Annotated in this window: 15 protein-coding genes; 10 read left to right on the forward strand and 5 right to left on the reverse strand. The window is 69.9% G+C overall.

Translation table 11 applies throughout. From position 1 onward, the window contains the following. Positions 1-216, forward strand: a 216-nt coding sequence (locus H0U68_RS00770) for a hypothetical protein (protein ID WP_296352172.1), incomplete at its 5' end; no start/stop codon positions are given. Positions 217-318: 102 nt separating this feature from the next. On the opposite strand, the gene H0U68_RS00775 is transcribed toward H0U68_RS00770, so the two are convergent. Together H0U68_RS00775 and H0U68_RS00780 are read right to left on the reverse strand one after the other, a co-directional pair. Beyond that, positions 319-2,586, reverse strand: coding sequence for a molybdopterin cofactor-binding domain-containing protein (locus H0U68_RS00775; RefSeq protein WP_296352174.1), 2,268 nt, complete (start codon positions 2,584-2,586; stop codon positions 319-321). After that, positions 2,583-3,035, reverse strand: coding sequence for a (2Fe-2S)-binding protein (locus tag H0U68_RS00780; RefSeq protein WP_296352176.1), 453 nt, complete (start codon positions 3,033-3,035; stop codon positions 2,583-2,585). The genes H0U68_RS00775 and H0U68_RS00780 overlap by 4 nt, the downstream gene beginning before the upstream one ends. Before the next feature lie 71 nt (positions 3,036-3,106). On the opposite strand from H0U68_RS00780, the gene H0U68_RS00785 reads away from it, so the two are divergent. Together H0U68_RS00785 and H0U68_RS00790 are read left to right on the forward strand one after the other, a co-directional pair. After that, a complete protein-coding gene (locus H0U68_RS00785) occupies positions 3,107-4,981 on the forward strand; it encodes an ATP-binding cassette domain-containing protein (protein ID WP_296352177.1) in 1,875 nt (624 codons plus the stop codon). Between the two features lie 114 nt (positions 4,982-5,095). Further along, positions 5,096-6,844: a phospholipase D family protein gene (locus tag H0U68_RS00790; RefSeq protein ID WP_296352178.1), complete on the forward strand. Its 1,749-nt coding sequence runs from the start codon at positions 5,096-5,098 to the stop codon at positions 6,842-6,844. A gap of 27 nt (positions 6,845-6,871) precedes the next feature. Here the strand turns inward: H0U68_RS00790 and H0U68_RS00795 are convergent, their stop codons facing one another. Continuing rightward, positions 6,872-8,326: a PLP-dependent aminotransferase family protein gene (locus H0U68_RS00795; RefSeq protein ID WP_296352180.1), complete on the reverse strand. Its 1,455-nt coding sequence runs from the start codon at positions 8,324-8,326 to the stop codon at positions 6,872-6,874. Positions 8,327-8,454: 128 nt separating this feature from the next. Here H0U68_RS00795 and H0U68_RS00800 point away from each other — a divergent pair, with 128 nt between their 5' ends. From H0U68_RS00800 to H0U68_RS00830, 7 genes are all read left to right on the forward strand, one after another. Further along, positions 8,455-9,069: a LysE family translocator gene (locus H0U68_RS00800; protein ID WP_296352182.1), complete on the forward strand. Its 615-nt coding sequence runs from the start codon at positions 8,455-8,457 to the stop codon at positions 9,067-9,069. Beyond that, positions 9,066-9,965 (forward strand): DMT family transporter, encoded by a 900-nt coding sequence (locus tag H0U68_RS00805; RefSeq protein ID WP_296352184.1) that lies wholly within the window; start codon positions 9,066-9,068, stop codon positions 9,963-9,965. The genes H0U68_RS00800 and H0U68_RS00805 overlap by 4 nt, the downstream gene beginning before the upstream one ends. A gap of 76 nt (positions 9,966-10,041) precedes the next feature. After that, a complete protein-coding gene (locus H0U68_RS00810; protein WP_296352186.1) occupies positions 10,042-11,238 on the forward strand; it encodes a PLP-dependent aminotransferase family protein in 1,197 nt (398 codons plus the stop codon). A gap of 4 nt (positions 11,239-11,242) precedes the next feature. Then, positions 11,243-11,866, forward strand: coding sequence for a glutathione S-transferase family protein (locus tag H0U68_RS00815; RefSeq protein WP_296352189.1), 624 nt, complete (start codon positions 11,243-11,245; stop codon positions 11,864-11,866). A gap of 22 nt (positions 11,867-11,888) precedes the next feature. Further along, complete coding sequence (locus H0U68_RS00820) at positions 11,889-12,770, forward strand: PhzF family phenazine biosynthesis protein (RefSeq protein WP_296352191.1); 882 nt, start codon at positions 11,889-11,891, stop codon at positions 12,768-12,770. After that, a complete protein-coding gene (locus H0U68_RS00825; RefSeq protein WP_296352193.1) occupies positions 12,767-13,447 on the forward strand; it encodes a VOC family protein in 681 nt (226 codons plus the stop codon). Before H0U68_RS00820 ends, H0U68_RS00825 begins: the two co-directional genes overlap by 4 nt. Continuing rightward, positions 13,447-14,076, forward strand: a complete 630-nt coding sequence (locus tag H0U68_RS00830) for a LysE family translocator (RefSeq protein WP_296352194.1) — start codon at positions 13,447-13,449, stop codon at positions 14,074-14,076. Before H0U68_RS00825 ends, H0U68_RS00830 begins: the two co-directional genes overlap by 1 nt. Here the strand turns inward: H0U68_RS00830 and H0U68_RS00835 are convergent. Beyond that, positions 14,073-14,291 carry a DUF6496 domain-containing protein gene (locus H0U68_RS00835; RefSeq protein WP_296352196.1) on the reverse strand — a complete coding sequence of 73 codons (219 nt, stop codon included), beginning with the start codon at positions 14,289-14,291 and terminating at the stop codon, positions 14,073-14,075. The genes H0U68_RS00830 and H0U68_RS00835 overlap by 4 nt on opposite strands. Positions 14,292-14,390: 99 nt before the next feature. Then, positions 14,391-15,040, reverse strand: a 650-nt coding sequence (locus H0U68_RS00840) for a sensor histidine kinase (RefSeq protein ID WP_296352198.1), incomplete at its 5' end; no start/stop codon positions are given.

The following is a 15,040-nucleotide window of genomic DNA, read 5'->3' on the forward strand; positions in this document are numbered from 1 at the left end:
CTTTTCGTTGAGCGTCTGATTTGTTCCGAAGAACTTGGCAATCGCCATCAAACGCCCACGCTTATCGGCTGTATGTTTTTAATGAACCCCGGAAAACTCAGCAGTGCGCCTCATCTTCCGTCTTGCTTCGCTGCGATCAGCGAAGCCTTGAATTCTATACCAGTTTCTGCATTCTGGTCAACTCAGCAGCTTTTTTCTTGCCGCCCCTGCTTTTAACTTTGCTGCGCTTGTTTTGCGCTTCTCCGTCATCAGCTGAGCCCACGACTATAGCACGAGATTTTTGCCCTTCACAAACCCGCCTTTGAAAATTTCGAAGGCTCAGCTTGCGATGGGCAGCGACCGGTGCCTGCGACCAGTCAACGCAAACAAGGCGTTGGCCACCGCGGGCGCCAACGGCGGCACGCCCGGTTCTCCGACACCGCCTGGGTCGCGCTCGCTCGGCACGATCCAGGTCTCCACCTCGGGCGCAGACGCCATTCGGACCAGGGCCACATCCGGAAAATTCCCCTGCAGCACGGCACCACCGTGGATGTCGATCCGCCCGCGCAGCGCGGCGCTCAGCCCGAGCACCACAGCGCCCTCCATCTGCTGGGCCGCGGTGGCCGGATTGATCACCGTGCCGCAGTCGATGGCGCACACCACGCGGTGGACACGCGGCTGGCCCTCTTCGATGGACACCTCGGCCACCTGCGCCACGATGGAGCCGAACGATTCGTGCAAGGCGAGCCCGCGCGCGCGCCCCGATGGCAAGACAGTGCCCCATCCTGCTTTTTGCGCAGCAAGCTCGAGCACGGCAAGGTATCTCGGCGCGCCCTTGAGCAGCTGCCTGCGCAGCTCCAGCGGATCACGCCCGAGCTCGGCTGCAATCTCGTCCATGAAGCATTCGGAAAAGAATGCGTTGTGCGAATGGCCGACGGAGCGCCAAAAGCCCACCGGCACGCCCGAGCGCGTGGCCACGTGTTCCACCCGCTGATTCCCAAGCGCGTACGGCAGATCGAACAGGCCTTCCGACGTGGTCTTGTCCGGCAGGTCGAACGGGCCCGCCAGCGCCGGCAGCACGCGCTCCATCCAGCGCGGCGTGATCGCGTCGCCCGCCGACTTGATGCGCAAGCTCGCCAGTTGACCGTCACGGCCGATCGCGGCGCGCAGCATCGCCGCCTGCATGGGCCGGTAGTAGTCGTGCCGCATGTCCTCCTCGCGCGGCCAGACGAGCTGCACTGGCGCGCCGCCACAGTCCATGGCGACGCGCACCGCGCAGGCGGCATAGTCCGCCTCCAGCCGCCGCCCGAACCCGCCGCCCAGCAAGGTGACGTGCACGGCCACCTTGTCGCGCGCCACGCCGGCCACCCGCGCGGCGGCCGCTTGGCACAGCTGCGGGACCTGGGTCGGAGCCCAGAGCTCCACCCGGCCATCGCGCACGCGCGCCGTGCAGTTCATCGGCTCCATCGCCGTATGCCCGAGGTAAGGAGCGCTGTACCAAGCCTCGATCACCTTCCCCGCGTTGCGCTCCGCTGCGTCGACATCGCCTTCCTCGTGGAAGCGAAAGCCATCGCGCGTGCGCACCGCCTGCTGGAGCGCCTGCGCGATGCGGCGCGAATCCGCGGTCCCGCCGGGCGGCGGCTGCCAATCGACCTCCACCGCCTGCGCCGCGCGGTGCGCGTGCCAGTAGCTCCTGCCCACCACGGCGAAGCCGGCCGTCGAGCCGGCATAGGCCGGCAGCATCACCAGCCGCTCCACGCCCGGCATCTTCAGCGCCGCGTCGGCACGCACAGCACCGGGCGAGCCGCCCAGGATCGGGCACAGCCGCAGCACCGCGTGCCTCATACCCGGCAGGCGCACGTCGATGCCGAAGCGCGCCGAGCCATCCACTTTCGCGGGCAGGTCGATCCGCGCCGCGCCGGTGCCGATCAACTTCCAGGCCTTGCGCTCCTTCAGCCTGACCTCACCCGGCGGTATTCCGGCCGCATCGCGCGCCAGCTCGCCGTACCCGGCGGTCCGGCCGGACGCGTGCGAGACCACGCCGCCGGCAACCCTCAGCTCCCCGATCGGCAGTTTCCAGCGCGACGCCGCCGCGCCCAGCAGGCAGGCGCGGGCGGTCGCGGCGGCGAGCCGCACCACCTCCCAGCCGTCGCGCACGCTGGACGACCCGCCGGTGGCATTGATCCCCAGTTCGCGCGCCGCCTTGCCCAGCAGCCAGCGCGCCGCCTTGACGCGGCCGAAGCCGTCTTCGTGTTCCTGCTCGGACGGGCGGGAAGGAAGCGCCCCCAGCACGTTGGCGACGTTGCCGTAGATCGCATCGGCTCCGGCCTGCTCCACGCGCATGCGCTCCAGCGGCACGTCGAGTTCCTCGGCCGCCAGCATGGCCAGGGCCGTGTGCACGCCCTGCCCCATTTCGCTGCGCGGCATAGCCAGCACGATCGCGCCATCGGCGGCCACCTTGATCCAGCCGTTCAGCGCCACTTCGCCGTCGCCCGCGGGCATGAGCGCACCGCCGCCCAGCCGCGAGCGCTGCGGCGCGACGCCCCAGCCCCCCACCAGCGCGCCCGCCACGCCGGCGGTGCCCAGCAGCCATGCACGGCGTTTCATCGCTTCATGCCGGCGGCGCGATGGATCGCCGCCCGCACGCGCTGGTAGGTGCCGCAGGCGCAGATGTTGGTCATCGCTTGGTCGATGTCCGCATCGCTGGGTTGCGGATTGCGCTCCAGCAGGGCGGCGGCGGCCATCAGCATGCCGCTTTGGCAGTAGCCGCATTGCGGCACCTGCTCGGCGATCCAGGCCAGCTGCAAGGGGTGCGGGCGGTCAGGCGTGCCCAAGCCCTCGATGGTCTGGACCGGCTTGCCAGCGGCGGCCGACACCGGCGTGATGCACGACCGCACCGCCTCGCCCGCGATGCGCACCGAACATGCGCCGCAGGCGCCGATGCCGCAGCCGAACTTGGTGCCCGTCAGGTCCAGCACCTCGCGCAGCACCCACAACAGAGGCATTTCGGGTTCGGCGTCGGCCTGCACGGCCCGCCCGTTGATCTGTAGCTCCATCGCGTCTCCTCGCCCATGCGGGCCTGGACCCGCACGGGCCACTATAGCGAGGCGTCGATAATCGCCCACCCATGGCCCTCATCACCTTTAGCGACGCGCAGCTGGCTTACGGCCACGTGCCCCTGCTCGACCACGCCGACATCTCCCTCGAAGCCGGCGAGCGCATCGGCCTCATCGGCCGCAACGGCGCCGGCAAATCCTCTCTTCTCAAGATCCTGGCCGGCCTGGAAAAGGCCGACGACGGCGTGCTGCAAATCCAGCAGGGCCTGCGCAGCGCCTACGTGCCGCAGGAGCCGGTGCTGGACGCCCAGCTCACCGTGTTCGACGCGGTGCGCGCCGGCCTGGCCGATCTGATCGACGTGATCGACCGCTACTCGGAGGGCGAGGGCGACTTGAACGAGCTGCAGGGCCGCATCGAGGCGCAGGACGGCTGGCACTGGCAGCAGCGCGTGGAGGAAACCCTGCAGCGCCTGCGCCTCGATCCCGAAGCGATCGTCGACACGCTGTCCGGCGGCACGAAAAAGCGCGTCGCCCTGGCGCAGGCGCTGGTGCGCCGGCCCGACGTGCTGCTGCTGGACGAACCCACCAACCACCTGGACCTGGACGCCATCGACTGGCTGGAAGGCCTGCTGCTGGACTTCAACGGCAGCGTGGTGGTGATCACCCACGACCGCGCCTTCCTTGACCGCGTGGCCACCCGCATCGTCGAGCTCGACCGTGGCCGGCTGCTGTCCTATCCCGGCAACTTCACCCGCTACCGCGCGCTCAAGGAGGAGCAGCTGGCGCAGGAGGCGGTGATCAATGCCAAGGCCGACAAGCTGCTGGCGCAGGAAGAGGTGTGGGTGCGCAAGGGCGTGGAAGCGCGCCGCACGCGGGCGCAGGGCCGCATCGTGCGCCTGCAGCAGCTGCGCGTGAAGCGTTCCGCCCGGCGCGATGCCGTGGGCAGCGTCAAGCTGGATCTGGCCAGCGGCCAGCCCACCGGGAAGATCGTGGCGGAGCTGACCGACGTGAACAAGTCGTTCGGCCAGAAGAACGTGGTGCGCGGCTTCACCGGCACCATCCTGCGCGGCGACAAGGTCGGCCTGATCGGCCCCAACGGCGCCGGCAAGACCACGCTGCTCAAGCTCATCCTGGGAGAGCTCGAGGCCGATGACGGCAAGGTCCGCCTGGGCAGCAACCTGCAGGTGGCGTACTTCGACCAGATGCGCACCGCGCTCGACCCCAACGCCACGCTGGAGGACTTCATCAGCCCCGGCAGCGAGTGGATCGAGATCGGCAACCAGCGCAAGCACGTGAAGAGCTACCTGGGCGACTTCCTGTTTTCGCCGGCGCGCGCCACCTCGCCGGTACGCTCGCTCTCCGGCGGCGAACGCAACCGCCTGCTGCTGGCGCGCCTGTTCGCGCGGCCAGCCAACGTGCTGGTGCTGGACGAGCCGACCAACGACCTGGACATCGACACGCTGGAACTGCTGGAAGAGCTGCTGCAGGACTATGACGGCACGGTGTTCCTGGTGAGCCACGACCGCGCCTTTCTGGACAACGTGGTCACCAGCACCATCGCTTCCGAAGGCGACGGCCGCTGGCGCGAATACGAAGGCGGCGTGCAGGACTGGCTGCAGCAATCGCGCCGCGCCCAGCAGATCGCGCAGGCCGCCCAGGCGCAGGCGGCAAAGAGCACGGCGCCCGCTGCGCCGGCCGTGCCCACGCCGCCCGCTGCACCCCCGAAGAAAAAGCTGAGCTACAAGGAGCAGCGCGAACTGGAGGCGCTGCCCGGCCGCATCCAGGCGCTGGAGCTGGAGCAAAAGGCCCTGCAGAAGGAGCTCGGCGACGGCACGCTGTACGCCAGCGATGCGGCACGGGCCGCCGTGTTGGCGCAGCGCAACACGGGAATCGAGGAAGAACTGATGGCGGCGCTGGAGCGCTGGGAGGCACTGGGCGGCACCTGAGAGGCGAAAAGGGGCAAAGAGGGAGATGTAGCTCGCGTCCTGCATCGGCTGGCGCGTATGGCTGACCTAAACAAATCCCATCGGTCGCTCCCACACACTACAGTGCTTGCAGCAATGCAAACACTGGCCCACCCTGCCGCCGGCGCACGCGCCGCCCCCTTACTTGCCTTCAACTGGCCGCTGCTTTGGCGCTGGTGGGCGGCCACCATGCTGTTGTGCTGGACGACGGGCTGCGCCAGCCTGCCGGACAACGTGCACCGGCAGTCGTCGACTGCTTTCGCTTCGCCCGAACAGACCCAGCTGGGCCAGTTGGCGCAGGCCCGCCGAGCGCAGGCGCGCAGCGACTCGGGCTTCAGCCTGATCAACACGGTGGACGTGGCGTTCAGCAGCCGGATCGCGCTGATCGACCGCGCCCAGCGCACCCTCGACCTGCAGTACTACGCCGTGCATGCCGATGCCAGCACCGAGGTGCTACTGCGCGGCGTGCGCGAGGCCGCCCGGCGCGGCGTGCGGGTGCGCATCCTGCTGGACGACTTCAACACCGTGGGCGAAGACGCGCAGGTGCTGCGCCTGGCGTTCGAGCCGAACGTGGAGATGCGCCTGTTCAATCCGCTGACCGGCCCGCGCGGCAGCCTGGTCGGCCGCATCGTGTCGTCGCTGCACGACGTGGGGCGCATGCAAAAGCGCATGCACAACAAGATGTTCATCGCGGACAACGCCTGGGGCATCACCGGCGGACGCAACCTGGGCGACAGTTATTTCGGCGCCGACGGCAAGCAGAACTTCATCGACCTGGACGTGCTGGCAACCGGGCGCGTCGTGCGCGACATGTCCGCCAGCTTCGACCGCTACTGGAACGACGAGCTCGCCTATCCGGTGCAGTCGCTGATGTCGGCGAAAGACATCGACGAGCTGCGCAAGCCGCCGCGCACCGAGAACGACCCCTCGGGCGCGCAGCCGGCCAAGCCCGCGGCGTCGGCCTCGCAACCGGTGCTGCCGGTCACGCTGTCGCCCTCGGTGCTGCCCTCGGTCAGCGCCACGGCGGTCGCGCAGATGGAACGCCCGTCGCTCGACCTCGCCACGGTCACGCTGACCTGGGCACCGTCCGCGCTGCTGGTGGACAAGCCCGGCAAGATCGGCCCCGGCGACGACGAGGTGAACGCCGGCGACACGGTGGTGGACGGCCTGCAGAGCCTGATGAGCCAGACCCAGCGCGACCTGCTGATCGTCTCGCCCTACTTCGTGCCGGGCGCCAACATGATGGCCATGTACGAGCAGCTGCGCAAACGCGGCGTGCGCATCCGCGTGCTGACCAACTCGCTGGCTTCCAACGACGCGCCGGCCGCGCAGGCCGGCTACATGCGCTACCGAAAGGCTTTGCTGGACATGGGCGTGGAGCTGTATGAGATGCGGGCGGACCCGGACAGCGCGGCCGCCCTGCTGGGCACGCGCTCGACGTCGCGTAAAGGCAGCGGCTTCAGCTTCGGCCTGGGCAGCGGCGCCGGCGGCTCCAAGAGCGGCGGCGGGCGCTCGCGCGCCAGCCTGCATTCCAAGGCGGTAATGATCGACGGCCGCCTGTCGATCATCGGTTCGATGAACCTGGATCTGCGCTCGCAGCTGAAGAACAGCGAGGTCGGCCTGGTGATCCGCAGCCCGGCGGTCGCCGCGCAGGCCACGGCGCAGCTGGAGAAGACCTTCGCCACGGCCGCCTACCGCGTGGAGCAGCAGCGCGGCGGCGACCTGGTCTGGCGCGCGCCGCCCGGCGCCGACTTCAAGGACACGACCAGCGAGCCGGAAGCCTCGACCCAGCAAAAACTGCTGGTGAAGATGCTGGGCCCGCTCGCTCCCGACGAGATGCTGTGACGGCGTGGCGCGGACAACGCGCCCGGCTCACATGCGACGCGCCAGCTCCGAAAATTTCTTCCAGAACTCCGGTTCCTGGGTGGTCGCGAAGTTGATGCGCATCAGCGTGCTGGGCGTGCCCTCGGCATGGAACAAGGCACCCGGGGCCAGCAGGTAGCCCTCGTCCAGCATGCGCTGGGCCAGCGCATCGGTGTCCACGCCGGTGTCCACCCAGCCGAACAGGCCGGCCGGCTCGGCCGCGAAGCGGCAGCCGGCCTGCAGCGCCAGCTTCACGCTGCGGCTGCGCGCGCCGTCCAGGCGCGTGCGAATGCGCTCGGCGTGGCGGCGCAACTGGCCCTGCTCGATGCACAGCGCCAGCGCCTTTTCCAGCAGCGCCGGCGTGGTCAGTGTGGCCAGCAGCTTGGTGTCCAGCAATTGCTCCACCAGGTCGGGCGGCGCCGCGATGAAGCCGATGCGCCAGTTGGGCGCCAGGATCTTGGCGAAGCCGCTGACGTAGATGGTGCGGCGCAGGCCGTCCAGCACCGACAGCCGCGTGGCGTGCTCCGGCGCGATGTGGCTGTAGGTGTCGTCCTCGACGATATGGAAGTCGTGCTGGTGCGCCAGCTGCAGGATGCGGTGCGCGCTGCCGGGCGTGAGGCAGTAGCTGGTCGGGTTGTGGAACACGCTCACGCTCACGAACAGCTTGGGCTTGTGCGCCTCGCAGTAGCGCGCCATCACGTCCAGGTCGGGGCCGTCGGCGCGGCGCGGCACCGGCAGCAGCCGCATGCCCAGCGCGTTCAGCCGCGCGAACTCCACCGCCCAGCCCGGTTCCTCCACCATCACCGGGTCGCCGGGACGCAGCAGCGTGCGGCTGACGATGTCCAGCGCATGCGTCGCGCCCACGCTGGTGATGATCTGCTCTGGCGACGCCGGCACGCCCAGCGTGCCCACCAGCTTGTTGGCCAGCGCGCGCCGCAGGCCGCTGTCGCCCATCGGCTCGCCGTACTCCAGCGAAAAGGCGTGCAGCGCGCGCGTGGTGGTCACCTTGCGCACCGCGCCGGCCATGAAGTTGGACTCCAGCCATTCGGGCGGGAAGGTGCCCATGCCCGGCTGCGGCTTGTTGCTGATCTTGTGGAACATGCCGCGGATCAGTGCGGTGGCGCTCACCGGCGCCTGGCCGCGCCGGGCCATTAACCAGGCGAAGGAATTGAAGCTCGCCGGCGCCGCGTTGCCCGGCAGGCCGGGCGCATGCGCTGGCGCCGCGGCGGGCGCCACCGCTTCCCGCACGAAGAAGCCGCGGTTCCTGCGCGCTTCCACCAGGCCCTGCGCCAGCAGGTGGTCGTAGGCGGCCACCACGGTGGCCGGGCTCACGCCCTGTTGCTGCGCGCACTGGCGCACCGACGGCAGCCGGGCGCCGGGCACCAGCAGCCGGGTGCGGATACGCTCGGCGAAGCGTCCGGCCAGCTGCTCGGTGAGCGACTGCGATGCGGCTTTCATCAACATGCTGCGGTTCCTTGTGTCTCCGGGAGGCCGGTTGCCGTGTACTGCCGGAATGACCAGCACAGAGGCTAAAGTGATCTGGCAGACTGTATTGGCCGTGTATTGGTGGGTAAGGTTACATTGACCAAGAGATGTCGTCCAGCGAGTTCACCGCCCTGTTCCTGTTCTGCACCGCGATGAGTTTTTCGCCGGGGCCGAACACCACGCTGTCCGCCGCGCTGGCGGCCAACCTCGGCCTGAAGCGCGCGCTGCGCTTCTGCCTGGCGGTGCCCACCGGCTGGACGCTGGTGATGGCCGCCAGCGGCCTGGGCCTCGGCGCGCTGGTCACCGGCATCCCGGTGCTGCGCTGGGCCGTCACGCTGGGCGGCGTCGGCTACATGCTGTGGCTGGCCTGGAAGCTGGGCCGCTCGTCCAGCTTGGCGCAGGCCGACACGCGGCGCCTGAACGTCAGCTTCTGGCAGGGCGTGGGCCTGCAGTTCCTCAACATCAAGGCCTGGATGCTGGCGCTCACGCTCACCGCCGGCTGGGTGCTCAACACCGGCGGCCAGCCCTCCGCCAATCCCGGCGAGCGGCTGGTCATCATCTGCGGCGTGATGGTGTGCTTCGCCTTCAGCAGCAATTTCACCTATGCGCTGGCCGGCTCGGTCTTGCGCAACTGGCTGTCGCAGGGCAAGCGCCTGCTGTGGTTCAACCGGGGGCTGGCGCTGGTGCTGCTGGCCACCGCCATGTGGATGCTGACCGTATGAAGAACGCCGAAGTGCGCGGCCTGTGGCTCGGGACGCTGGGCGTCGTGATTTTCGCGCTCACGCTGCCGATGACGCGGCTTGCCGTCGGCACGGCGCAAGCGCCGCAGATGTCGGGCATGTTCATCGCGCTCGGCCGCGCGGTGGTCGCCGCCGTGCTGTCCGCCGGCTTCCTGGTCGCCACCCGCGCGCCGCTGCCGCGCCGGGCCGACTGGCTGCCGCTGGCCATTACCTCGGCCGGCGTGGTGTTCGGTTTTCCGCTGTTCACCTCCATCGCCATGCGCTACGTGGAAGCGGTGCACGCCAGCGTCATCGTCGGCGTGCTGCCGCTGGCCACCGCGGTGGTCGGCGCCTGGCTGCACCGGCAGCGGCCTTCGGGCGCCTTCTGGCTATGCGCCGCCCTGGGCAGCGCGCTGGTGGTCGGCTTCGCGGTGCTCAAGTCGCGCAGCGGCGTGGCACTGCACTCGGCCGACCTGCTGCTGTTCGCGGCGATGGCTTGCGCGGCCGTGGGCTACGGCTACGGCGCGCAGCTGTCGCAGCGCATGCGCGCCGAGCACGTGATCTGCTGGGCCCTGGTGATCGCACTGCCGCTCACCGTGCCGCTGGCGGTGCTGACGCGGCCGCAGGCCGACGTGCTGCCATCGGCCTGGTGGGGCTTCGCCTATGTGGCGGTGTTCTCCATGTGGATCGGCTTTTTCGCCTGGTACCGCGGGCTGGCCCTGGGCGGCACGGTGCGCGTGAGCCAGGTGCAGCTGATCCAGCCTTTCCTGAGCATGGTCTTTGCCGTGCCGCTGCTGGGCGAGCGGCTCGATGCATTGACACTGGGATTCGCCGTCGCGGTCATCGCGACGGTGTTCATCGGCAGAAAAATGCCGGTGCGCGCGAGGGCCGTCGCATGACGAAGGCTTTCGCATTGAAGACCGCGTCCCCACGAGGGACTGTCCCGTTCATCACCGCCTGACGCAAGAGACCGCCATGAAACTCAACGACATCCAATCCTCCACCCGCTGGACCCTCGCGCGCCGCACCGGCCGCATGAATTCCTCGGCCATCCGCGAAATCCTGAAAGTGACGGAGAAGCCCGGCATCATCAGCTTCGCGGGCGGCCTGCCGTCGCCCAAGGCGTTTCCGGTGGAAGCCTTCGGCGAAGCCTGCGCCAAGGTGCTGCGCGACGACGGGCCCGGGGCGCTGCAGTACGCTCCCACCGAAGGCTTTCCCGCGCTGCGCGAAGCCGTGGCGGCCATGCTGCCCTGGCCGGTGGACCCCGCGCAGGTGCTGCTGACTACCGGCTCGCAGCAGGGCCTGGACCTGGTGGCTAAGGTGCTGATCGATCCGGGCAGCCGGCTGCTGGTGGAAACGCCGACCTATCTCGGCGCGCTGCAGGCCTTCGCGCCGATGGAGCCGGAAGTCGACAGCGTGGCGAGCGACGCCGAAGGCGTGGACGTGGACGACCTGTCGCGCAAGGCCGACGGCGCGCGCTTTCTCTACGTGCTGCCCAACTTCCAGAATCCGACCGGCCGCACCATGAGCGAGGCGCGCCGCGCGGCGCTGACCGTGCGCGCCGCCGAACTCGGCCTGCCGTTGGTGGAAGACAACCCCTACGGCGAGCTGTGGTTCGACGCCCCGCCGCCGCCCACGCTGACCTCGCGCAACCCGGAAGGCTGCGTCTATCTCGGCACCTTCTCCAAGGTGCTGGCGCCCGGCCTGCGCATGGGCTTCGTGATCGCGCCGCCCGCCATTTTGGCCAAGCTGGTGCAGGCCAAGCAGGCCGCCGACCTGCACTCGCCCAGCTTCAACCAGCGCGTGGTGGCCGAGGTGATGAAGGACGGCTTCCTGTCGCGCCACGTGCCGACAATCCGCGCCCTGTACAAGTCGCAGCGCGACGCCATGCTGGCCGCGCTGGAGCGCGAGGTCGGCGGCCTGGGCGCCAGCTGGAACAGCCCGGACGGCGGCATGTTCCTGTGGGTGCGCCTGCCCGAAGGCGTGGACTCGGCGGCGCTGCTGGTCAAGGCGGTGGACAAGGGCGTCGCCTTCGTGCCGGGCTCGCCGTTCTACGCCAAGGACCCCGACACGCGCACCATGCGCCTGTCGTTCGTAACGGCCAGCGTCGAGCAGATCCAGCAGGGCATCGCCGCGCTGGGCGCCGCGCTGCGCGAAACCCTGGGACACTGAGCGCATGCTGCGCATCTGGGGCCGCATCACGTCGCTCAACGTGCGCAAGGTGGTGTTCACCGCGCAGCTGCTGGGCATTCCCTTCGAGCAGGTCGATGCCGGGCTGGCCTACGGCGTGGTGCAGACGCCCGAGTACAAGGCGAAAAACCCGAACAGCCTGGTGCCGCTGCTGGAGGACGAGGACGGCTTCACGCTGTGGGAGTCCAACGTCATCGTGCGCTACCTGTGCGCCCGGCACGGCGCCGGTGGCTTGTATCCGCAGGCGCTGCGCGAACGCTTCGATGCCGAACGCTGGATGGATTGGCAGCAGGCCACGCTGAACCCGGCCGGCCGCAACGCCTTCATCCAGCTGGTGCGCACGCCCGCCGAACGGCGCGACGCGGCCGCGCTGGCGCAGTCGCAGGCCGAGACCGGGCCGCTGCTGGATATGCTCGATGCACAGCTGGCGAGGCAATCCTTCCTGGCCGCCGGCCACCTCACCATGGCCGACATTCCGGTCGCCGCCGACGTGCACCGCTGGCTGGGGCTGCCGCTGCAGCACGCCGGGCGGCCGCACCTGGCGCGCTGGTTCGAAACCATCCGCGGCCTGCCCGCCGCACGCGGCGTGTTCGACGTTCCCCTGTCCTGAGCCCGGTCCACACGGCATCTCCATGAAGCAACGCCCGTTCAAGCAAGTCGACGTGTTCACGCAGCTGCCCTACCGCGGCAATCCCCTGGCCGTGGTGCTGGACGGCACGGGGCTGGGCACCGGGGAGATGCAGCACTTCACCCACTGGACCAACCTGTCGGAAGCCACCTTCCTGCTGCCGCCCACGCACCCCGAGGCCGACTACCGCGTGCGCATCTTCTGCCCGGGCCGCGAGCTGCCGTTCGCCGGCCACCCGACCCTGGGCAGCTGCCATGCCTGGCTGGAAGCGGGCGGCACGCCCAAAGGCGAGCACGTGGTGCAGGAATGCGGCATCGGGCTGGTGAAGATCCGGCGCGATCCTTCGACAGGCTCAGGACAGGCCGGTGAGCGCCTGGCCTTCGCCGCTCCGCCGCTGCGCAAGAGCGGACCGCTGGCCGAGCCGGACGTGGCGCTCATCGCGCGCGGCCTGGGCGTGCCGCGCGACGCGATCCTGCACCACGCCTGGTGCGACAACGGCCCGAACTGGCGCGGCGTGATGCTGGGCTCGGCCGAACAGGTGCTGGCGCTCAAGCCCGATGGGGCCGTCCTCGCCGGCCTGGACATCGGCGTGGTCGGGCCCGCGCGCAAGGTGGGCGTGGTCGCGCCGCAGGAAGGCGACGTCGCCTTCGAGGTGCGCGCCTTCTTCCAGGGCAACAACGGCCTCGCGGAAGACCCGGTCACTGGCAGCCTGAATGCCGCGCTGGCCCAATGGCTGATCGGCGCTGGCCTGGCACCGGACCGCTACGTCGCCGCGCAGGGCACTGCGCTGGCGCGCGCCGGCCGCGTGCACGTGGAGCGCCGGGGCGAGGAGATCTGGGTCGGCGGCGCCTCGGTCACCTGCGTGGCAGGCACGGTGCTGCTGTGAGCACGCCCGCGCGCATCGACCACCTGGTGGTGCTGGCCGACAGCCTGGAGTCGGGCGTCGCCTGGTGCGAGGCCACGCTCGGCGTCGTGCCCGGGCCGGGCGGCAAGCACCCGCTGATGGGCACGCACAACCGGCTGCTGCGCATCGCCACGCCGCAGCAGCCGCGCGCCTACCTGGAAATCATCGCCATCGATCCGGCCACCACGCCGCAACGCGCGCGCCGCTGGTTCGACATGGACCACGCGCAGGTGCGCGAAGCCGTGCGCACGGGCGGCCCGCGCCTGGCGCACGTGGTGGCCGAGGTGCCGGACGTGGAAGCGGCCGTGGCGGCCTTGCGCGGCCAGGGCATCGAACGCGGCGACGCCATCGCCGCTTCGCGCGAGACGCCGCGCGGCCTGCTGCAGTGGCGCATCACCGTGCGCGATGACGGGCAGCGGCTGTTCAACGGCTGCCTGCCCACGCTCATCCAATGGGGCGACGTGCATCCGGCGGCCGGCATGGAGGCGTCGGGCCTGGCGCTGCAGTCGCTCTCGGTGGCGCACCCCGATTCAGCCGCACTGCGCGCCGCTTGCCAAGCCATCGGCCTGGACGTTGTCGTCACCGAAGGCCCGCCCTGCCTGCGCGCCGTCCTGGACACGCCCAGGGGCCGCGTCACACTCGAATCGGAAGGACTCTGATGCTCACGTTGCCGCAACTGGGATGGTTCGCGCTGGCCGCCTTCGTGCTGGTTCTCACGCCGGGCCCGAACATGATCTATTGCATCTCGCGCACGCTGTGCCAGGGCCGCGCGGCCGGCATGCTGTCGCTGATCGGTGTGCTGCTGGGGTTCGTCGCGCATGCGATGGCGGCAGCGTTCGGCCTCACGGCGTTGCTGATGGCGGTGCCGTTCGCGTTCGGCGTCATCAAGATGGTGGGCGCGGCCTACCTGCTGTGGATGGCGTGGCAGGCGGTGCGGCCGGGCGGCGCGTCGCCGTTCCAGGCACGCGAGCTGCCCATCGATCCGCCGGCCAAGCTGTTTCGCATGGGATTCCTCACCAACGTGCTGAACCCCAAGGTGGCGATGTTCTACCTGTCGTTCCTGCCGCAGTTCCTGCATCCCGAGCAGGGCAGCGTGCTGCTGCAAAGCCTGGAGCTGGGCGCGGTGCAGATCGTGGTGAGCGGCACCGTCAACTCGCTGCTGATCCTGGGCGCTGCGACGATCTCCTCGTTCCTCACCCGCAGCCGCGGCTGGATGCTGGCGCAGCGCTACCTCATGGGCGGCGTGCTGGCCGCCCTGGCCGCGCGCATCGCCCTGTCGGACCGCTAGGAGGCGCTCGCCTTTTTCGCGGCGGTTTTCCTCGCCGCGGTCTTCTTCGCCGGCGGCGCCTTGCCGCCCTCGCTGCGGGCCTCGGACAAAGCAATGGCGATCGCCTGCTTGCGGCTGGTTACCTTCTGGCCGGAGCCGCTGCGCAGCTCCCCTTCCTTGAGTTCGTGCATGGTCTCTTCGACCTTGTCGTGGGCCTTCTTGCCGTAGCGCGCCATGGGGCGTCTCTCTGGAGTTCGGACAATGCCGATTGAAGGCACCGCTGATCTTTTGGGCGTGAAGGACAACCTCACAGTCACGCGTGGTCCGCCGCCGCTTCAATCCGCCGCCGGCGCGGGCCCGAAGCCGATGCGGTAGCAGCGCCCGCGCCCCTGCTGCGCGGGCAGCATCTCGAAGCGCGCGCCATGGATGGCCGCCACCTTCTCCACCACGCGGTGCCCCAGCCCCAGCCCCAGGCCGAGCGCGCGCGCCGGCGCATCGACAACGGTCACGTCCGATTCCGCGGGCGCCTGCGGCGCCCAAGTCTCCGGCGCGCCGGCGTCGTCGCACACTTGCATCCAGCGCGCCTGCGCGTCCAGCTGCACTTGCACCTCGGTGCCCGCCGGCGTGTGGCTCAAAGCGTTCTCCACCAGGTTGCGCAGCGCCAGCGCCAGCAGCACCGGGTGGCCGATGAGCGGGAACGGCGCGTCGGCCGCCAGCGCCAGCTCGTGGCCGCTGGCGTAGGCCTGCGGAACGAACCCGGCCACCACCTCGCGCGCGAGCTCGCGCAGATCCAGCGGTTCGGCCGCCTCGTCCAGCTCGGCGCGGTTGGCGCGGGCCAGCGCCAGCAGGTCGGACATCACGTCGTTGGCGCGGTGGATGTCGCTGTCCATCTGCGCAAGCGCGCGCGCGCCGCCCGCATTCGCCGTGTCGCGCAGCGCGCGCACCTGCAGCGCCAGCGAGGCCAGCGGCGTGCGCAGCTCGTGCG

The sequence above is a fragment of the Ramlibacter sp. genome, assembly GCF_013697775.1.
Classification (GTDB): domain Bacteria; phylum Pseudomonadota; class Gammaproteobacteria; order Burkholderiales; family Burkholderiaceae_C; genus Ramlibacter.